Raw genomic sequence first — 19,477 nt, forward strand, 5'->3', positions numbered from 1 at the left:
GCGACAAGGTCTATCACCCCGCCGTCATCTGGACGCCGATAGCGGTGATCACCACGTTGACCACGAAGAGCGCCATGAAAGCGTAGACGACTGTCTCGTTCACCGCGTTCCCCACAGATTTGGCACCACCGGTGACGATCAGCCCGCGGTAACAGGCCACCACCCCCGCGATCAGCCCGAACACGAGCGCCTTCACCGACGAGATGATCACCTCCTGGGTACCCGTCAACAGTGTCAACCCGGCGGCGAAGGCCCCTGGATTGACGCCCTGGACGAACACCGAGAAGACGTACCCGCCGACGACACCGATGACGCACACGAGACTGTTGAGCAACAACGCCACGAGACCCGACGCGAGCACCCGGGGGGTCACCAGGCGCTGCACCGGATTGATCCCGAGTACCTCCATCGCCTCGATCTCCTCACGGATCGTGCGGGAACCCAGGTCCGCGCACATGGCGGTGGCACCGGCGCCGGCCACGATCAGCACGGTGACCATCGGGCCGACCTGTGTGACCGCGCCGAACGCTGCGCCAGCACCGCTCAGATCGGCAGCACCGAGTTCGCGAAGCAGGATGTTGATGGTGAAGCTGACCAGCACCGTGAACGGGATCGCCACCAGCAAGGTGGGAACCAGCGACACCCGGGCGACAAACCAGGATTGATCGACGAATTCACGACCCTGGAACGGCCTCCGGAACATGAACCTGAAGGCGTCGGCTCCCATCATGAACAATCCGCCAACCGCTTTCAACGGTCCAGACGAATAGCGGCCGAGCACTCCACCGACAGCAGGTAAGCCGCGTAGGTCACGTGACGCGGTCACCGGCACGTACCGCCCACTCGCGTGGTCATGCCCATGTCATGCCCCCCCTTTTCTGCCGAAGAACGCAATTCTCGCTCACAGAGAGCCGTGGTACCCGGATGCCTCCGCGCCGCGGCCACCAGATCTGCGGCGCGCGTTGACATCTCGGAACACTGTCACAAACCCTGCCCCATGCGAGCCCTGCTCTCGCTCAGTGAGATCACGGTTGTTCGCGTCCTACACCTGCACCACACTTGCCCGAAGTGTCGGTCGCACAGTCGCGATCGGCGCTGTTCAGATCCGCACAGTGCAGTCCGCGCGAGAGGCCATCCCAGTGACGAGCAGTACGACGAGCGACGTCCGGTACGACCCGTATGACGTCAAGCTCAACGCAGACCCGTATCCGATGTTCAGAGCTCTCCGTGAAGAGGCGCCGCTCTACTACAACGCTGAGCACGACTTCTACGCCCTGAGCAGGCATGAGGACGTCACCGCCGCCCTCAACGACTACGAGACGTTCAGCTCGAGTCGCGGCGCGATCCTCGAGCTCATCAAGGCCAACATCGACATCCCACCGGGTGTGCTGATCTTCGAGGACCCGCCGATTCACGACATCCATCGAAAGCTCCTCGCCCGGATGTTCACACCCCGCAAGATATTCGCGCTCGAACCACAGGTCCGGGACTTCTGCGCGGCGTCACTCGACCCGCTGGTGGGGACCGGGAATTTCGATTTCGTGAAAGACCTGGGCGCACAGATGCCCATGAAGGTCATCGGCATGCTGCTCGGTATCCCGGAGGAAGACCAGGAGGCCATTCGCGACTTCGCCAACGACCAGATGCGCACCGAAGAGGGCAAACCGATGAAGGCGGCCGAGGAAGGGATGGTCTCCGGCGACATCTTCGGCGCCTACATCGACTGGCGCGCCGAGCATCCGTCAGACGACATCATGACGGAACTGCTCAACGTCGAGTTCGAGGACGAGACCGGAGAGGTCCGCAAACTGAGCCGCGACGAATTGCTGACCTACGTCAACGTCGTGTCCGGTGCGGGCAACGAGACCACCACCAGGCTCATCGGCTGGGCCGGCAAGGTGTTGGCGGAGCATCCTGATCAACGCCGGGAACTCGTCGAGAATCCGGATCTCATCCCGAACGCCATCGAGGAGTTGCTGAGGTTCGAGGCTCCGGCCCCGCACGTCGCCCGCTATGTCACCCGCGACATCGAACTCCACGGGAGGAAGGTGCCCGAAGGCAGCGTGATGATGATGCTCATCGCGTCCGCCAATCGCGATCACCGGCAATTCCCGCCAGACGGCGATGTCTTCGACATCCACCGAAAGACCAAGCAGCACCTGACCTTCAGCGTCGGCACCCACTTCTGTCTCGGCTCCGCCCTGGCACGTCTCGAGGGACGCATCGCTCTCGAGGAGATCCTCAAGCGATTCCCGGAATGGGACGTCGATCTCTCCAAGGCATCGCTGTCGCCGACCTCGACGGTTCGTGGCTGGGACACACTGCCGGCCACATTCTGAAATCACGCCGACCCGACGGCCGTCGGGTCGGTCCTGTACTCATCGAGGAGGAGAATCTCAATGACCGGAAGAGTAGACGGAAAGGTCGCCTTCATCACCGGCGCCGGGCGCGGGCAGGGCCGCACTCACGCCGTCCGGCTCGCAGCGGAGGGCGCAGACATCATCGCGGTCGACGTCTGCGAGCCGATCGATGGTGTGCCCTTCGATCTGGCCACCGAGGATGATCTGGCGGAGACCGCCGAGCTCGTGAAAGCGCACGACCGTCGGGTGGTGACCGCCAAAGTCGATGTACGTGATCTCGACGCTCTCACCAAGGCCGTCCAGACCGGTGTGGACCAGCTCGGTCGTCTCGACATCGTCGCTGCGAATGCGGGGATCGCCACCGGCGGTTCATCTCTCGAGGACATGGACCGTAAGACCTGGCAGGACATGATCGACGTCAACATGACCGGGGTGTGGCACACCGCGAAGGCGGCCATTCCGCACATCGTCGCGGGCGGGCGGGGCGGCTCGATCGTTCTCACCAGCTCGGTCGGCGGACTCAAGTCCTACCCGTTCTGCGGGCACTACGTCACCGCCAAGCACGGTGTCATCGGGATCATGCGAACACTGGCCATCGAGCTTGCGCAGAACAACATCCGTGTCAACTCGGTCCACCCGACCCAGGTCAACACCGCAATGATCATGAACGACGCGACGTACAAGATGTTCCGTCCGGACCTGGAGAACCCCGGCCCCGACGACTTCGCTCCCCTGTCTCAGATGATGAACACGCTGCCGGTTCCGTGGGTGGAACCCGAGGACATCAGCAATGCGGTCCTTTTCCTCGCATCCGACGAGGCCCGGTACATCACCGGTGTCACGTTGCCGGTCGACGCCGGCGCTTGCCTGAAGTAGCCGACGCGGCGGGTGTGACACTCTCCCATTCTGGCGTCGAGTGTCACACCCGCCCAAAGTGTTTGAGGTATCCGCATGAAGATCGACGTGAATTTCGGCGTCTGTGAGAGCAACGGACTCTGCGCGGGTGCCGCACCCGATGTCTTCGATCTCGACGACGACGACAACCTACACCTGCTCCGTGAGACGGTGACGCCGGAGATCGAATCGGCGGTCCGCGACGCAGTCCGGCAGTGCCCTCGTCGTGCCATCTCCATCCACGACTGAATCAGCCCGCTCACGACACCCAGACAGCAGCCACACAGCCCAAGCGAACATGAGTCGGGCCCCGGACGGATTTCCGTCCGGGGCCCAACTCTTGTGTCGTGCAGTTCCCGTGGCCGGGACTAGGTCTCGACCCGTGCGGCCGCATCATCGGCCGCTACGTAGGAGAACACCACCGAGGGACCGATCGTCGCGCCTGCCCCGAGGTATTTGCGCCCCATCACCGACGCAGTGCAGTTGCCGGCGGCGTAGAGGCCGACGATCGGTCGGCCATCGTCTGACAACACGCGGGCATTCTCGTCGCAGAGCAGGCCACCGTTGGTGCCGATGTCCCCGGGATCATCGGCACGGCGTAGAACGGCGCCTTCGCAACCTCACCGAGGCACGCGTTCGGCTTGTGGGTGATGTCACCCTGGTACTTCTCGTGGTCGCCTTCTCCACGATGAAAGTCCTCATCGACCCCGGATCTCGCAAAACTGTTGAAACGGTCGACCGTGGCGATCAACCCCGCCGGATCGATACCGCACGCGGCGGCCAACGACTCGAGGGTGTCCGCCTTTTTCATGGCTCCGCTGGTGATCCAGTCCTTGGGCGTCCGTCCGGGTGGCGCGAAGCCGAACACGTACCGCGATCGATGCCGTGAGTCGATGATGAGCCACGTCGGCAACGCTCCACCGACGGTTCGCTCGTGCTCGAACATCCGCTGGCCGGCTTCCTGATACGCGATTGCCTCGTTGAAGTAGCGGTTGCCCTTGGCGTCGACCATGATCGAATGAGGCTTGCTGCGCTCACTGATGCACATCGACGGCACACCGTCGGGCATCAACCACGACGGTAGCCACCATGCCTCGTCCATCATGTCGGTGGCAGCGCCGTGCTTCATCGCGATCTGCAGTGCCTCACCGGTGTCACCGGGGTTTGCACTGGTCCATTCCGGCCGACCGGGCTGGCCGCCGGCGAATTCGTCGCGCATCACCCCGTTGCGTGAGAAGCCCCCCGCGGAGATCAACACGCCGGCGCGGGCACGGACCCGGACGCTCGTACCGTCTCGGTCCACCACTGCACCGCGGACCTCACCGTCTTCGACGATGAGCTCCACAAGGGCAGTCTCCGGCCACACCGGAACCCCACGGTCCAGCAAGGCCTTGAGCAGGTACCCGATCAATGCCGCGCCGTTGGTCAGATTCTTCTTTCCGCGCAGCCGTCCCAGCACCGTGCGTGCCATCACGCGCGACATGACCGAGGCACCCTTGCGGGTGAACAAGTTCGAGACATAGGCGGCCTCGCCGGTGTACATCGTCATGTTGCCCGCGACCGGTGGGCGCAGGCGCCGGGCCCACTGCCCCAGTTGCTTGGCGTCGAAAGCCGATGCCTCGACGGACCGCGACCTGGCCTTACCGCCGACGACACCGCGAACGCCCGCGTAGTAGTCGCTGTAACCGTCGATCCGAAGGAACGGAACTCCTTCACTCTCGAGGAACGAGTACATTTCGTTGCCGGCCGTCAGGTACGTCCGGCGACGGGCCTCCGACGACGCCGGGCCGGACTCGTCGGCGCTGCCCACGACCGAATCGAAATAGGCCGTGGCCTCCGCAAGCGAATCAGAAGCCCCGTCGCGAGCCATCAGCGGATTGTCCGGTAGCCAGATCACTCCACCCGACATCCCCGTCGACCCGCCGATCATCTCGGACTTCTCGGCAACCAGGACGTCCATGCCCAGCGCGGCGGCGCGCAGCGCGCCCACCAGGCCACCACCCGAACCGATGACGAGAAAGTCTGTCTCGTGGTCCCATTCATGCATTGCAGCACCTCATCCAACTCGGCGACTCAGCAGTGATCGACATCGCAGCCGGCTACCAGGTCATGGGGAGCGCGTAGACGCCGTAGGCGAGACGGTCTGACTTGAACTCGATCTCGTCGCGTGCGCACGCGACCCGGAGCTCCGGGATCCGGCGGAACAGTGTTTTGTATACGATCTGCAACTCGACACGTGCGAGTTGCTGGCCGATACACTGATGCGGGCCGAATCCGAAGCCGGTGTGGTGGCGTGCGGATCGGCTCAAGTCCAGCTTCTCCGGTTCCGGGAAGGCCGCCGGATCCCAGTTCGACGAGCCGAGTTCGAGGATCACGCCGTCACCTGCGTGGATCGTCTGTCCTGAGATCTCGATGTCCTCGGTCGCGATTCGGCGCTGCCCGTTGTGGATGATGCCCAGATAGCGCATCAGCTCCTCGACTGCGTTCGCGATCACCTCCGGATCCTCGGTGGCACGCAGCTGCGCGAGTTGATCCGGATTCTCCAGGAGGGCAAGGGTACCCAGCGCGATCATGTTCGCACTGGTCTCGTGCCCGGCGATGAGCATTCCCAATCCCATCTGCGCTGCCTCGGCCGGCTCGATCTCTCCGTCCTTGGCGCGTCGCGCGAAATCGCTCAGCACATCGTCGGCCGGTTCCGTCATCTTCTGCTCGACGAGTTCGTTCATGAACATGAACATCGCCGCGAACGCCTGCATGTTGTCCTCCGGCGTGGCATACCGGTCGACGCTCTTCACCGAGTTCTCTTGGAAGAAACCATGATTCTCATACGGCACGCCGAGCATCTGAGAGATGACGATCGACGGGAGAGGAAGGGCGAGCGCCGTGACCAGGTCGGCCGGTTTGGGGCCGTCGAGCATTGCGTCGATGAGGTCGTCTGTCGTCTGCTGAATGAACGGTCGCAGAGCGGTCACCCGCTTGAAGGTGAAGGCCCTGGTCATCATCCGGCGGAAGTGGGCGTGTACCTCTCCGTCTGAATTGAACACCGACTTGGGCCGCATCGAGACATTCGCGGCCATGCCCTCGTTCCAGTGCGGGAAACCGGGCAGCGTCTCGTCGACACTGATCCGCGGATCGTTGAGCAACGCCTTCTGTTGCTCGTGTCCCGTGACCAGCCATGGCTTGGAACCATCCCAGATCTCGACACGGCTGACCGGGTTCTTCTCCCGCAGGACCCGGGTACCTTCCGGAGGGGCAAAGGGGCACCGCATGTCACGTTCCATCGGGAAGTGCGGCGCGGTCTCGTGGCGTAGTTCGGTTGCCGTGTCTGACATCAGATGTGATCCTTCATGTGTCGGCTGTGCTGGAACTGGTCAGTCTTCGACGAAAATGGCCAACGCTGGGCAGACGGCAGCTGCGTGCCGCACGTCGTCGGCCTCCTCTTCTGGCGGGTCATCATTGATGAGGAAGGCGATACCGTCTTCGTCCCGTTGGTCGAACACGTCCGCTGCCGCGGCCACGCATTGGCCGGAGGCGATACATTTGTCCTGGTCGATGGTGATCTTCATCGGGCTCTCCTCGCTGGGTACCACTCACTGGGGAACGTGACGCCGTCGGTTTCGGTGTGTCGGGTGCTCACGCGACCCCCTCTACATCGGAAGGTGTTGTTCCTATCCGGCCGCGATGTCGTCGGGATTGTTTGGGCATGTTCCAACCGAGGACGGCGGTCACCACACCATCGCACTGGTAACCCGCGACGAACCGGCCGTCGGCCGGTGCACCCTCGAGGACCGACATCTCGGCGTCACAGGAGATCGATCCGTCGACCTGGATCTTGGTCCCGAACTGATCGGACCAGAAGTACGAGATCGGAGTGGCAGGCGCACCGACGCCGAGGATGTCTGCGGCCACCGCGATCCCCTGCTCGGTCGCGTTGGTCCGGTTCTCCCGACGCTGGGTCACGCCTGTCGTGACGTCCCGTATACGTGCGACGTCGCCGGCGGCGTGGATTCCCTCCGCGGCCCGGCATCTGTGGTCGCAGACGACACCGTCGTCGACGTCCAGGCCACTTCCCGACAACCAATCCGTGGCAGGGACAGCACCGATCGCGACGACGACGACATCGGTGTCGAGCGTGTCGCCGTTCGCCAACCGGACCCCTGTCACCCGGCCTGCCGCGTCGTCAAAGCCTACGACCTGAGCGCCGAGCCGAGTCCGAACACCTTGTGCTTCATGGAGTTCCGTCAGGTATCGCGCAGTTGCCGGGCCCAGCTGGGATTCCATCAGCCCAGCCTGCGGGCCGACAACAGTGACATCGATCCCCATGCTGCGCGATGTCGCGGCGATCTCGGCACCGAGAACCCCGTCCCCCACCACCACCAGCCGTTGGGCGTCGCACAAGTCACCGCGCAGTGCGACGGCGTCTTCGAGCGAACGGAATGAGTGCAGTCGCTGGAGTTCCGACTGTCCCGGCAGTTCCCGCGGCCGTGCGCCGGTGGCGATCACGATGTGCTCCGCAGTGATGATTCGCCGGTCGGTCTGCACAGCGCGTGACGCCACGTCCAGCGTGACAGCGCTCTCGCCGAGCGCGATGTCGAGTTGGAGCGTCTCGAGGAAGTCGACCGACCGCAGCCGGGCTCGGTCTGGCGTCCAGGCACCGGACAAGACCTGCTTTGAAAGCGGCGGCCGATCGTAGGGCGCCTGCGATTCCGCGCCGATCATCGTGATCGGTTCGCCGAAGCCGCCGCGCCGCAGAGCTTCTGCGGTCGCAAGTCCCGCAGCAGAAGCGCCCACGATCAGGACGCCGGTGTGGACCGTCATCTCAGATCACTCCGCGTCGTCTGCCCCGGATGCTCCGACCAGAGCGGGTTCGTCGTCGGATCCCTGCGCCGCCGCACCCTGCGGAGGCTTGGCCGGAGGCCCGGCAACAGTGCCACCGTCCACCGGCAGCAACGTCGCGGTCACATACCGGGAGCGGTCGGTGGCGAAGAACAGCGCGGTCTCGGCAACGTCCTCGGCCGTCCCCTCCCGCTGAAGCGGCCGATTCGCGGCCATCATCGCACGCACCATGGCGGTGAAGGACTCGGCGTCGGCACCCATCTTGACCGCCGACGATGCCAGCAACGGGGTGGGAATGCTCCCCGGTGCGATGCAGTTGACACGGATGTCGTACTGGGCCAAGTCAATTGCCACCGACTTCGAGAAATGGATGACGGCCGCCTTGGAGGCGCGGTAGGTCATCACCGCGCCCCCGGCCTGGATTCCCCGAGGGACGAGATGTTGATGATCGAGCCCCCACCCGTGGTCGCCATCTTGCTCGCAGCATGTTTCGTGCCTGCCATCACACCACGGAGATTGACCCCCATCACGCGGTCGAAGTCCGCCAGGTCGTCATCGAGGTAGCTCTGGTGCATGGTCCCCGAGACGCCCGCGTTGTTGACCATGACGTCCAGGCGGCCGAACCTCTCGACGACGTCGTCGACGAGCGAGGCGACGTCGGCGGGCTCCGACACATCCGTCTTGCGAAAGAAGACCGAGCGACCGAGCTCGGCGGCCAACGCAGCCCCACCCTCCTCGTCGACATCGGCGATCGCCACGCGCGCACCCTCGGCGACGAACTTCGCCACGATGCCCTCACCCAGTCCCGACGCACCGCCGGTGACAATGGCGACTTTCCCGGACAATTCATCGGCCATTATGTGGCCACCCTTCAGATCTCGTTGGTGATGTACATTTTCGAACAGGCAGAGGAATCAATTTCCCATCAACGGTTCACTGACAGACGAGATAACTCGACAGAAATTTGCGGACGCCGGACATCACCACAACATCCCGCATAATTCTTCGCGGGTGGATCGATTTCGCCTACAGTTCCTCCCGTAGGCGACGAACCAATCGAATTCACCGAATGGCGATGACTCCACGACGACCGGGTGGTTCGCGGTGTGTTCTGGGTCTCACTACTGTGTTGACAGACTCGCAGTAGCACCCCAAACTTGTCAAGCGATTGATTGAAATTGGTCGCAGGCATCAGACAGCCGCAAGAGCCACGGCACGCGCGACGTTGTGTGTCTTCACCTGCGGTTTGTGCCGTTGCAGCCCTGAGATCGTCGGGCGTCACCACGCCCATGCCTGATGCTTCTGCCCGGCGCCGGCGGCACGAACGCTGCAAACGCCAAGCACACCGACCCGTGCCGCCGGACAAGCACGCATGAGGCGAGTCCGTACCGACGACACTGCAGGTCAGAGGCGCAAATAGAACTTGTTCCGCAGTCCATGCGGTCAATCGAGTGTTTTACACGTGCCCGATATTGGCCTAATTTTGGAGCAAGAACCGAGTCTGGTCGGCATCTCCGGACGCGGGGGACGGTGGCCGAACAACATGCCCGGACGGGCGAAGCGATGAGCAAGAAAGGTCACCAACGTGGTCACGATTCCCTCTGAGTCATCCAGCGCCGGCGAGTGGCAGGCCGACAAGCCCGCGCCCCGCCGACGCAAGAAGGAGGCGACCCAGGAGCTCATCCTCGACACCGCGGAACGCTTGTTCGCCGAGAACGGCATCTATGCGGTCTCCAATCGCCAGATCGCCGATGCCGCCGGGCAAGGCAACACCGCAGTCGTCGGGTATCACTTCGGCAACCGAACAGATCTCATCCGCGCCCTGGTCAGCCGCTTCCACCGAGGGATCGAGCCCTCGCGCGAGGCCCTCCTTGCGCAGATCAGCGGCTCCAATCAACTCCGGGACTGGCTCGAGTGCCAGGTCCGCCCCATCACCGACCGATTCGATGAGCTCGGCTCCCCCACCTGGTTCGCGAGGTTCGGCGCCCAACTCATCTCCGATCCGGAACTGAGCGACATCCTGCTCGAAGAGTCCTGGCGCGAATCGCCGTCACTGCAGCAGACGGTCGACGGACTGCTGAAGTGCCTCCCCTTCTTCCCGACACAGGTCCTGCCCGAGCGCACGGATTGCGCGATGTTCCTCATCATCCAGATGTGCGCGCAGCGCGAGCGAGCGCTCGCCGACGGCCTGCCACTGATCCGTGCGACGTGGTCCGAGATGGCGACCGGCCTGGTCGATGCGCTGGTCGGAATATGGACCGCGCCCGTCACCCCGGTCTGAGAACCAGCAAACACCAGGTAGAGGGTCGTCCATCCCGACCCACCGCCGCCACTGCGGCGCAAGCCGTGCCGGGCAGAGTCACCACTCCCCCGACCGACCGACGGATAATTACCTGAACTAAGTCAATCGATTGATTGACTTATCGCCTGTGATGCGGTTCACTTGCTGACATGGGTGCGAGGGCCGGCAAAGGACCTTCGTGTTCATCCGACCTCGGCGGGATCGGGACCCGCAGCCGGGCCCACTAGCTCCCCGGTCAATTCAATGCGCACAACCGATGATATTGGACCACCACATTCAACCGTGATCAATCTTTTCATTCTTCGCATGAGATCGAATGAAAAGAATTGCCTTCACGGGCGACAGGAGGGGTGTCAAGATGACAGACGCATCGACCATTCACAACGAACGTCCAGCGGCTGACGATATTATTCTCTACGACAAGAATCCGGCGACGAAGATCGCCACGATCACGTTCAATCGTCCGGATCACCTGAACGCGCCGACGGCTGATGCCCGGTTGCGCTACGCGGATCTGCTGCACCGCGCGAACGTCGACGACGACGTGAAGGTCGTGGTGATCCGTGGCGTCGGGTCCAACCTCGGTTCGGGCGCGGACATCCCGGAGGCGATGGAGATGGAGGCGGACTCCACCAATCGGACCCGGATGCGCGAACTCCGCGTCGACGACGAATCGGCGGTCAATTTCCCGCCACGCGGCTCATTTCGCCACGGCGCCACGCTCACCCAGTGGTACGCGAACTCGGCCGCCGGCTGCCGCAGTTTGCAGGAGTTCAAGAAGATCAGCATCGTCGAGGCCAAGGGCTACTGCTACGGATGGCACTTCTACCAGGCTGCCGACGCCGACCTCCTCATCTCATCCGACGACACACTGTTCGGTCACCCGGCGTTCCGCTACATCGGCTTCGGGCCTCGGATGTGGACGTGGGCACAGACCATGGGAATTCGACGCTTCCAGGAGATGGTCTTCACCGGCAGACCGTTCACGGCACAGGAGATGTACGACTGCAACTTCGCCAATCGGGTCGTCCCTCGGGAGCAACTGGAAGCCGAGACAGACAAGTATGCGCTCGCCTGTGCACGCACCCGCCCCACCGACACCGTCTTCATGCAGAAGATGTTCTTCGAGATGATGAAGCAGTCCCAGGGTGAGTACCTGGGAAGCATGTTGACCGGACTGTTCGAATCCCTTGGCGGATACGCACATCCGGATGCACAAGATCTCATGTTGGACGAGGACACGGTCTCGGGCGGCATCAACAATGCGGTGAAGGACAACGATGATCTCTTCCCGCCCGACTTCAGGTTGAGCAAGTCGGGCCGACGACGGGCCGATTGAGCTGCACCATCACTCTCGATCCTCGCAAGTTCCAGCTCGAAATCGGAAGGTCAGGCCACCCGCGATGTCCACCACGCACCTCCCCCTCGACGGCTACACCATCGTCGACATGTCGACCGGGATCGCCGGCGCCTACTGCACGAAAGTGCTCGCCGACGGCGGCGCCGAAATCGTGAAGATCGAACCACCGGAAGGAGATCCACTCCGCAGCTGGTCTGCATCGGGTGCCGTCGTCGAGCCGGGGACCGACGGTGCGTTGTTCACCCACCTCGCCTGCTCGAAGCGGAGCGTCGTGGTGGATCCCGACAGCGGTACCGACCTCGACACGCTGCACGGGCTGCTGGCGAGTGCCGACGCCGTGGTGTGGTCCCGCGAATCGACCTTCGCGGACATATCCGGTCTAGGGGCGGAAGCGATCCGAAACGAACACCCGCACCTGGTGGTCACCGCGATCACCCCGTTCGGTCTGGAAGGGCCCTGGAGCGGCAGGGCTGCAACGGAGTTCACTCTCCAGGCATGGTCGGGTGGAATCGTCGGCCTCGGGCGGGGAGCGCCCGACCGCGCCCCGGTTCATGTCGGCGGCCGTATCGGGGAATGGTTTGCCGGAGCCTACGCCGCGGCCGGGACGCTGACGTCACTTCGACGCCGCGCCGACTCCGGGCGAGGAGATCTGATCGACCTCTCGATGCTCGAGACCCAGATCCAGGGATTGACCTACCACCCCGTGACCTTCCTCGAACTCCGCGACCGGCCGTTCCGGTCGGAACGCTCGGTGTTCGTTCCCGGTGTCTCGCAGGCCTCTGATGGGATGGTGGCCGTCGGAGTTGCCACGGCCCAGCAATGGTTCGACCTCTGCGTCCTCGTCGGCCATCCGGAGTGGATCGACCGGGACAACCCGCTGGCCATCACCGAGACGGCGACGAAGGTCGCCCCGGAGATCTACGAATGGATCCGCGCCCGGACCGTGGACGAGGTGTGTGAGCAGGCGACCGCCTTCCGCATCCCGAACTCCCCGGTCGCCAATGGCGCGAACCTCACCGGCATGCCCCACCACGACGAGCGCGGTTCGTTTGTGAAGAATCCGTCGAAGAGCTTCAGCCAGCCGGGGCATCCCTACCGGATGAGCGCTTTCCGGCTCCCACAGCCGGACAACCCGCCCGCGCTGGGCGAACACACCGACGCCTACCGTACCCGGGCCGCCGAGATCGCGAGCCGGCAGAGGACAGACTCTCGAGAGATCGCCCAGGCACTTCCGTTCGAAGGGCTCCGGGTTCTCGACATGACCGCCTTCTGGGCTGGGCCGTCGTGCACGCATGTACTCGCGATGCTGGGTGCGGAGGTGATCCATCTGGAATCGACTTCACGCCCGGACGGGACCCGGATGATCGCCGGCGTGCCGATGACGGACGAACTGTGGTGGGAGAAGTCGCCGATCTTCTCCGGACTCAACACGAACAAGAAGAGTGTGACCATCAACATCCAGACCGAGCAGGGGCAGGAGCTGCTACGAGAACTGGTCAAGACCTGTGATGTGCTGGTGGAGAACTACACTCCGCGAGTCCTCGATCAGATCGGCATGGATTACGACTCCGTCAAGGCCCTGCGCCCGGACATCATCATGGTCCGCATGCCCGGATTCGGGCTCGACGGCCCCTGGCGTGACAAGGCGGCCTTCGCTTACGTCATCGAGGACGCCGCCGGACTCACGTGGCTCACCGGCCATCCCGATCAGAATCCCATCGAGCCCTACTCCATCGGCGATCCGAACGCGGGCATCCACGCACTGATCGGCCTCCTGATCGCACTCGAGCACCGCGGGAAGACCGGCGAAGGCACGCTCGTCGAGGCGAGCATGCTCGACGCCGCACTCAACGTCACCGCCGAGCAGGTCGTCGAGCATTCCGCATACGGGAATCTGCTCACCAGACAAGGGAACCGCGGGCCGTCCGCCGCACCCCAGAACTTGTACCAGGCCGCGGGACTCGATGAGTTCGGCCGCGATGACCGCTGGGTGGCCATCGCCGTCGAGACCGATGAGCAGTGGCTCGCGTTACGAACCGCGCTCGGGTCACCCGAGTGGGCGGTGGACCCCGAACTGCTGACCGCTCAGGGACGCCGGGACCACCACGACCTCATCGATGAACACCTGGCGCAATGGTGCAGGGTCCTCGACGATGACGACATCGTCGAGCGCCTGTGGAGCGTCGACGTGCCCGTCGGCAAGGTGATGCAACCACATCGACAGACCGAGCTGCCTCAGCTACAGGCGCGCGGGTTCTTCGCGCAGGTCGACCATCCCGTGAACGGTACTGCTTCGCACAGCACGTTGCCCCTGACGTTCTCGGGTGGGCGGGGTGAGTTCACCGTCAGAGCAGCGCCGCTTCTCGGTGAGCACAACACCGAGATCCTCTCGGGACTCGGACTCTCCGAGAGTGACATCGAGCGATTGGAGCAGGACAAGATCATCGGACAGTCGCTGTCCTTCTAGCACCGGGCACCACCGTGTCGACGATTTCAAGCCGTTCACGCAGCGCTCAGCCCACCGAACAGAAAGGCACACAAGATGAAACCCTCGCCAGGCAAGGCACTCTTCAGCACAGTCGACACCACCTCGGTGGTCGTGATCCGCTGGGGTGACGCCGATCTCGACCTGACCTGTGGAGGTGCGTCGATGAGTGAGACACCCCCGGACACACAGGGACAGCCGCCGCAAACGGGTGCCACCCAGCTCGGCAAGCGGTACTGCACCGACGGGGGCGACATCGAACTGTTGTGCACCAAGCCCGGCGAGGGTGCCCTCGCCATCGACGGGAATCCGTTGGGCATCAAAGCCGCATCGCCCCTCCCCGCATCGGACTGAACCGTGAGTGCCGGCTCTCTCCTCGACCTCGGGATGAACTACCGTGATCCCCTTCAGGCAGACCCTGACGGCGCCTCGACGCAGGAGGCGGTGTCGCGGTTGCGGCGCGGCGAGATGGTGATGATCTCTGACGACGTCAGCGCTTCACCTCGCTACGACCTTGTCTGCGCCGCCGACCGCCTGACGACGGCGCAAACGGCGTTCCTCGTCCGGCACACGTCCGGGTTCCTGCAGGTGGCACTGCGTGATGCGCGCTGCGATCGCCTGCAGCTGCCACCGGTGGCACCGACGCTCGACCGTCGGTCATCCCAGCAGTGTGTCGGGGTGGACGCCGCAACGGGAACCGGTACCGGGATCTCGGCCACCGATCGAACACGGACCATCAACACCCTGGGTCGGCGGGACTGCATGCCCGCCGACCTCACGCGCCCAGGCCATGTGCTCCCCGTGCGTGTCGCCGTCAGCCCCCCGTGGCACGAACTGGCCGGTCTTGCTCTGGAACTGGCGGAGGCCTCGGGCTCGGTCGCGGCGGTGTTCGCAACCCTGGTCGGCACCGGACGTCGCTCGGACGGTCTGCTCGACAGCGACGAAGCGGAGGTGTTCGCGAGCCGGCATCGCCTTCAGATCATCGGATACACCGAGGCCGGTCTCGTTCGCGAATCGCGGCTCCGCTGACTGCGTCACACCGCAGACACCCACGTCCCCTCTGCAAGAACCCACACATGCGTACCCCAGGCACCCTGGGCCGATCACTTTGGATGGTGCAACATGACCGCATTGCTGACCGACGACTGCGCGGTGAACGTGCAGAACACCTTGCCTCTGTCGATGGTCGAGCGGATGACGCTGATCATGGAGGCGTTCGACCGACCACTGGCCCGGCTGACCTTGGACGAGGTGACCCAGCACACCGGCCTGCCACGGTCCACGGCGCACCGCATTCTGGATCAGCTCGTGCAGTGTCGGTGGCTCATTCATGCCAAGACCCACTACAGCCTCGGCAGTCTCGCACTCACCCTGGGCGGGCGTGAGCTCGCACAGCATGAACTACGTTCCGCAGCATCGGACACCCTGCAAGCACTGGCCCTCCGCACCGGTCTGTACGTTCATCTCGCATCCCTGGCCGGCTCCGAGATCTACTATCTCGACATGTTCGGCGGACGGAACGGCCAGCGGGTGCCTTCGCAGGTCGGTGGCCGAGCTCCTGCGCATTGCACCGCAGCCGGCAAGGCCATCCTGGCAAACTTGTCGCCTGAGTATGTCGACAATCAGTACTCCAACGTGATCCGCAGTGGCCGTACAGATTACAGCATCACCGATATCGTCGCCCTGCACCAGGAACTCGCCCGCATACGCGGCCGCAACGGATTGGCCGTCGAGCGTGGCGAATGCTTCGGTCATCTGGCGTGTGTGGGTGCGGCCATTCGAAACTGCGACGGTCCCGTCGGCGCGATCTCCATCGTCACCCGGCACGGCAGTCCGATGGAGCCGCTGGCTCCGATGGTGCTCCGGGCCGCACGGGCGATCTCGGACAAGCTGATGCACGGCAGCCGCGTTTCCTGACCCGAGTGGATCGATCTCGGCCCGGCGTGGATCGTATCCACGCCGGGCCGAGATCACTGAACCGTCACGCCCTCCATGGTCCCGGCCGCACGCCACTTCTCCAATATCTCGAAGAAGGCGACCGGACCGCCTCCGTACCCGGCCGACAGCAGACTGTCCGGGTTCTCCGTATCCCCCTCCGAGTCCAGGTAACTCGGTGTGCAATCGGCGAAGAACTGTTTGCCCATCACCGTGCTCTCGGCCATCGTCTGAACCCATTCGTCTTCGGCCTCCTGGTCGGCCTCGACCAGTTCGCCACCCTGGCCGGCCCACTCTCCGAGGATGTATGCGACGTGACGCGCTCGCTCCTCGGCGGTGTGGACGTAGTTGGGGGCGATGCCGGTCTGCGTGTACCCGAGGAAGAAGCAATTGGGGAAGTCATGCGACTGCAAGCCGTGAAAGGTACGCGGCCCCTTGGCCCACTTGTCGCTGAGACGCAATCCGTCACGACCGGTGATGTCGAAGCCCGCGCGACGCGTGTAAGTCGTGGCGACCTCGAAGCCGGTGGCGAAGATCAGCGCATCGACCTTGTACTCGACGTCGTCGACCACCACTCCGTCTCGCGTCAACCGGTTCAGCCCCCGACCGTTGGTGTCCACCAACTCGACGTTGTCTCGGTTGAACGTCTGCAGATAGGAATCGTGGAAGCTGAGTCGCTTGCATTGCCTCTTGTACCAAGGCAGGAGTCGTTGCGCTGTGACCGGATCCTCTACGAGCGACTCGATGCGCCGGCGAACCCGCTCCATCGATTTGAAGTCCTCCGCGAACAGGAACTCCTCTATCTCCTCCATCGTCATGGCAGTGCCACGACGCTCCATCTCCTTCATCACGGCGGGACCTGTGAGCTCCAGAGCGACCTGGGTCCAGCCGTCACCGACCAGATCTTCGTCGGCGCCCATACCGCCGGTCACTCGGGTGAAGTTCTCCATCCGCTCGCGTTGCCAGCCGGGCGCAAGACCCGCCGCCCACTCGGGGTCGGTGGGTCGGTCCCCGCGGACATCGACTGCCGCAGGAGTCCGCTGGAACACGTACAGCTTGCCGGCCGACTCACCAAGGTGCGGAACACATTGCAGCGCAGTGGCTCCGGTGCCGACGATCCCGACGCGTTTGTCACGCAGGCGGTCCAGGCCGCCCGTCTCGTCGCCGCCGGTATACCCGTAGTCCCACCGGCTGGTGTGGAATGTGTGACCCTCGAAGGAGTTGATGCCGGGGATGCCGGGCAACTTCGGCCGGCTCAGCGGCCCGGGTGAGACCAGCACGATGGTCGCTCTGATCCGGTCCCCACGATCCGTGGTCACCGTCCACCTGCGCGCGTCGTCGTCCCAGACCATCTCGGTCACCGCGGTCTGCAGCAAAGAATTGCGATACAGATCATAGTGCTCGGCGATGCGCACACAGTGTCTGCGGATCTCGGGACCGAACGCATACCGACGCTCGGGAATGTAGTCCAATTCTTCGAGCATGGGCATGTAGATGTACGACTCGATGTCGCACTGGGCACCCGGGTATCGGTTCCAGTACCAGGTGCCACCCACGTCGCCTGCCTTGTCGACGATCCGGATGTCGTCGAATCCCGCCTCGCGCAACCGGACAGCCGCGATCAGGCTTCCCAGACCGGCGCCGATGACGAGGACCTGTACCTCGTCATCGACGGGCTCGCGCTCTACGAACTCCGTGTAGGGATCGTCTGCGTAGTGGGAGAACTCGGCAGTCACCTCGATGAACTGTCCGACGGCGTCGGTGCGCAGCCGCTTGGCTCGTTCGTACGCGTACTTCTCGCGTACCCACGCCGGGTCGTAGGACTCCGGCTGCGGGCCCGGAGCCTGCTCGGGGAGCGTCATCTCGTACTCACCTCTCTCGCTCTCGTATACCGCCGGCTCACGCGCCGAATCGTTCGCGGAGGGGGCGCGAGTCGGGCCGGCCCCGATAGATGCCCCGGTCGATCAGACGTGGCACCACCTCGTCGACGAATTCACGGATGTCGATGACCCCGGTCGGGAACATGAGGTTGAAGCCGCCAACGTTGCCATCTGCGTGCCAGATCGACAGATCCTCGACGAAATCGTCGTAGGTGCCAATGAACTTGCGATGCTGTGCGCCACCACGAGCGAGCGAGTGGGCGGTCACATCGCGTACCGTCGCACCGGGATGTTCGCTGATCCAGGTGTAGAGACCGACATAGTTTCCGTAGGTGCTCTTGATCGTGTCCTGGACGTCCTCGGGTTTCGGTAGCTGGTCGAGCGGGAACGGATCGTCGATGCTGTCGAAGGTGTACTCCAGCCCGAACTGGACGAGCGCAAAGGGGGCGTACAGTTCGTAGTCCACCTGCTGGTCGAGCTCTCGCTGCTTCTCCTCGGCCTCGGCGAGGGTACGACCGAGATAGGGAATCAGCCCTGGGATCGCCGGAACGCTCCCCTTGGGCCGACCCGCCTCCGTCAACGCCTGGTCGAGCTGTGCCCGGTATTCGGCTGCCTGCTCGCGCGTGTTGGCGTTGGTGAACACCATCTCGGCGTGCTTGGCGGCCACCTTGATCCCCGGACCGGACCCTCCGGCTTGCGCGATCAGCGGCCGCCCCTGCGGGCTGGGCGCCACATTGAGCGGGCCGAGAACCTGATAGTTCTTGCCCTGGTGGTTGATCGGATCTGCATAGAAGCGCCGGATGCCGTCCGGGTCGGTCCGGAGCTCACGGTTCTCCCAGAGGCCGGTCACCACGTCGAGGAACTCGTCGGCGATCTGATAGCGGGTCTTGCGATCCGGATGGCCTTCCTTGCTGTAGTTCAGGGCCCATTCCTCGCTGACACTCGTGACGGCGTTGAAGCCTGCGCGACCGTTGGAGATCTGATCGAGCGAACCCAGGAGCCGGGCGAGATTGTAGGGATCGTAGAACGACGTCGATGCGGTCGCGATGAGGCCGAGGTAGTCGGTCTGGCATGCGAGCGCCGCGAACGCGGTGATCGGCTCCGGCGGTCCGTGATCGGGAGCCGGCGACCCGGCGGTACCCGCGATGTCGCCGAGGAACATCGCGGTGCACAGGCCTTCCTCGGCGAGGCGTCCCATCTCCAGGATCGGCAGATAGGCATTGCGGCGGTTCGGCCCGCCGCCATGGTCGCGTTCGTATGCGGGCGCCCCCTGGTGGTGGTTGATCTCGTTGCCGACCAGGTTCAGGTGTAGATAGCGTTGGTTGGACATCTGCTCTCCGTCTTCGACTCTTGTCCAGATCGAACTTCGAACGTGGGAACCGTGCGGGTACCGGCCCGCAGGTCTTCGGTCAGATTATGAGACCC

General features: G+C 63.9%; 17 protein-coding genes and 1 pseudogene. 9 read left to right on the forward strand and 9 right to left on the reverse strand.

The window, feature by feature from the left end:
- Positions 1-13: 13 nt before the first annotated feature.
- Positions 14-730 (reverse strand): ABC transporter permease, encoded by a 717-nt coding sequence (locus tag GTV32_RS11315; RefSeq protein WP_237421522.1) that lies wholly within the window; start codon positions 728-730, stop codon positions 14-16.
- A 409-nt stretch (positions 731-1,139) separates the two neighbouring features.
- On the opposite strand from GTV32_RS11315, the gene GTV32_RS11320 reads away from it, so the two are divergent.
- The 3 genes from GTV32_RS11320 to GTV32_RS11330 all read left to right on the forward strand — a co-directional run bounded on the left by GTV32_RS11320 (position 1,140) and on the right by GTV32_RS11330 (position 3,503).
- Entirely contained in the window at positions 1,140-2,339 is a 1,200-nt protein-coding gene (locus GTV32_RS11320; protein ID WP_161060406.1) for a cytochrome P450, read from the forward strand.
- A 60-nt stretch (positions 2,340-2,399) separates the two neighbouring features.
- Entirely contained in the window at positions 2,400-3,236 is an 837-nt protein-coding gene (locus GTV32_RS11325) for a mycofactocin-coupled SDR family oxidoreductase (protein ID WP_161060407.1), read from the forward strand.
- 69 nt (positions 3,237-3,305) lie between these two features.
- Positions 3,306-3,503, forward strand: a complete 198-nt coding sequence (locus tag GTV32_RS11330) for a ferredoxin (RefSeq protein WP_161062466.1) — start codon at positions 3,306-3,308, stop codon at positions 3,501-3,503.
- Positions 3,504-3,622: 119 nt separating this feature from the next.
- On the opposite strand, the gene GTV32_RS23435 is transcribed toward GTV32_RS11330, so the two are convergent.
- From GTV32_RS23435 to GTV32_RS11355, 6 genes and pseudogenes are all read right to left on the reverse strand, one after another.
- Entirely contained in the window at positions 3,623-3,787 is a 165-nt protein-coding gene (locus tag GTV32_RS23435) for an FAD-binding protein (protein WP_343287296.1), read from the reverse strand.
- Positions 3,721-5,301: an FAD-binding protein gene (locus tag GTV32_RS11335; RefSeq protein WP_237421523.1), complete on the reverse strand. Its 1,581-nt coding sequence runs from the start codon at positions 5,299-5,301 to the stop codon at positions 3,721-3,723. Before GTV32_RS11335 ends, GTV32_RS23435 begins: the two co-directional genes overlap by 67 nt.
- A 52-nt stretch (positions 5,302-5,353) precedes the next feature.
- A complete protein-coding gene (locus tag GTV32_RS11340) occupies positions 5,354-6,586 on the reverse strand; it encodes a cytochrome P450 (RefSeq protein ID WP_161060408.1) in 1,233 nt (410 codons plus the stop codon).
- Positions 6,587-6,625: 39 nt separating this feature from the next.
- The gene (locus tag GTV32_RS11345) at positions 6,626-6,820 is read right to left on the reverse strand and encodes a ferredoxin (protein ID WP_161060409.1); all 195 of its coding nucleotides are present in this window, start codon (positions 6,818-6,820) and stop codon (positions 6,626-6,628) included.
- Between the two features lie 67 nt (positions 6,821-6,887).
- A complete protein-coding gene (locus GTV32_RS11350; RefSeq protein ID WP_161060410.1) occupies positions 6,888-8,072 on the reverse strand; it encodes an FAD-dependent oxidoreductase in 1,185 nt (394 codons plus the stop codon).
- Between the two features lie 6 nt (positions 8,073-8,078).
- A pseudogene (locus GTV32_RS11355) lies at positions 8,079-8,947 on the reverse strand (SDR family oxidoreductase).
- Between the two features lie 728 nt (positions 8,948-9,675).
- Between GTV32_RS11355 and GTV32_RS11360 the strand changes: the two are divergent.
- The 6 genes from GTV32_RS11360 to GTV32_RS11385 all read left to right on the forward strand — a co-directional run bounded on the left by GTV32_RS11360 (position 9,676) and on the right by GTV32_RS11385 (position 16,154).
- Positions 9,676-10,371 (forward strand): TetR/AcrR family transcriptional regulator, encoded by a 696-nt coding sequence (locus GTV32_RS11360; RefSeq protein WP_161060411.1) that lies wholly within the window; start codon positions 9,676-9,678, stop codon positions 10,369-10,371.
- A gap of 379 nt (positions 10,372-10,750) precedes the next feature.
- Positions 10,751-11,731 (forward strand): enoyl-CoA hydratase/isomerase family protein, encoded by a 981-nt coding sequence (locus GTV32_RS11365; protein ID WP_161060412.1) that lies wholly within the window; start codon positions 10,751-10,753, stop codon positions 11,729-11,731.
- Positions 11,732-11,795: 64 nt separating this feature from the next.
- The gene (locus GTV32_RS11370; protein ID WP_161060413.1) at positions 11,796-14,219 is read left to right on the forward strand and encodes a CoA transferase; all 2,424 of its coding nucleotides are present in this window, start codon (positions 11,796-11,798) and stop codon (positions 14,217-14,219) included.
- Between the two features lie 75 nt (positions 14,220-14,294).
- Positions 14,295-14,591 carry a hypothetical protein gene (locus GTV32_RS11375; RefSeq protein ID WP_161060414.1) on the forward strand — a complete coding sequence of 99 codons (297 nt, stop codon included), beginning with the start codon at positions 14,295-14,297 and terminating at the stop codon, positions 14,589-14,591.
- Positions 14,592-14,594: 3 nt separating this feature from the next.
- The gene (locus tag GTV32_RS11380) at positions 14,595-15,266 is read left to right on the forward strand and encodes a 3,4-dihydroxy-2-butanone-4-phosphate synthase (RefSeq protein ID WP_343287297.1); all 672 of its coding nucleotides are present in this window, start codon (positions 14,595-14,597) and stop codon (positions 15,264-15,266) included.
- 93 nt (positions 15,267-15,359) lie between these two features.
- Positions 15,360-16,154 (forward strand): IclR family transcriptional regulator, encoded by a 795-nt coding sequence (locus GTV32_RS11385; RefSeq protein WP_161060415.1) that lies wholly within the window; start codon positions 15,360-15,362, stop codon positions 16,152-16,154.
- A gap of 53 nt (positions 16,155-16,207) precedes the next feature.
- Here the strand turns inward: GTV32_RS11385 and GTV32_RS11390 are convergent, their stop codons facing one another.
- Both GTV32_RS11390 and GTV32_RS11395 read right to left on the reverse strand, forming a co-directional pair.
- The gene (locus tag GTV32_RS11390; RefSeq protein WP_161060416.1) at positions 16,208-18,034 is read right to left on the reverse strand and encodes an NAD(P)/FAD-dependent oxidoreductase; all 1,827 of its coding nucleotides are present in this window, start codon (positions 18,032-18,034) and stop codon (positions 16,208-16,210) included.
- 37 nt (positions 18,035-18,071) lie between these two features.
- On the reverse strand, positions 18,072-19,382 hold the full coding sequence (locus tag GTV32_RS11395) for an NtaA/DmoA family FMN-dependent monooxygenase (RefSeq protein WP_161060417.1): 1,311 nt from the start codon (positions 19,380-19,382) through the stop codon (positions 18,072-18,074).
- Positions 19,383-19,477 lie beyond the last annotated feature (95 nt).

It is taken from the genome of Gordonia sp. SID5947 (assembly GCF_009862785.1).
Classification (GTDB): domain Bacteria; phylum Actinomycetota; class Actinomycetes; order Mycobacteriales; family Mycobacteriaceae; genus Gordonia.

Coding starts and splice junctions, on each gene's coding strand:
- GTV32_RS11350 (WP_161060410.1), bottom strand. CDS start 8,072: ATGACGGTCCACACCGGCGTCCTGATCGTGGGCGCTTCTGCTGCGGGA.
- GTV32_RS11325 (WP_161060407.1), top strand. CDS start 2,400: ATGACCGGAAGAGTAGACGGAAAGGTCGCCTTCATCACCGGCGCCGGG.
- GTV32_RS11345 (WP_161060409.1), bottom strand. CDS start 6,820: ATGAAGATCACCATCGACCAGGACAAATGTATCGCCTCCGGCCAATGC.
- GTV32_RS11365 (WP_161060412.1), top strand. CDS start 10,751: ATGACAGACGCATCGACCATTCACAACGAACGTCCAGCGGCTGACGAT.
- GTV32_RS11385 (WP_161060415.1), top strand. CDS start 15,360: ATGACCGCATTGCTGACCGACGACTGCGCGGTGAACGTGCAGAACACC.
- GTV32_RS11340 (WP_161060408.1), bottom strand. CDS start 6,586: ATGTCAGACACGGCAACCGAACTACGCCACGAGACCGCGCCGCACTTC.
- GTV32_RS11315 (WP_237421522.1), bottom strand. CDS start 730: ATGATGGGAGCCGACGCCTTCAGGTTCATGTTCCGGAGGCCGTTCCAG.
- GTV32_RS11395 (WP_161060417.1), bottom strand. CDS start 19,382: ATGTCCAACCAACGCTATCTACACCTGAACCTGGTCGGCAACGAGATC.
- GTV32_RS11375 (WP_161060414.1), top strand. CDS start 14,295: ATGAAACCCTCGCCAGGCAAGGCACTCTTCAGCACAGTCGACACCACC.
- GTV32_RS11335 (WP_237421523.1), bottom strand. CDS start 5,301: ATGCATGAATGGGACCACGAGACAGACTTTCTCGTCATCGGTTCGGGT.
- GTV32_RS11370 (WP_161060413.1), top strand. CDS start 11,796: ATGTCCACCACGCACCTCCCCCTCGACGGCTACACCATCGTCGACATG.
- GTV32_RS11390 (WP_161060416.1), bottom strand. CDS start 18,034: ATGACGCTCCCCGAGCAGGCTCCGGGCCCGCAGCCGGAGTCCTACGAC.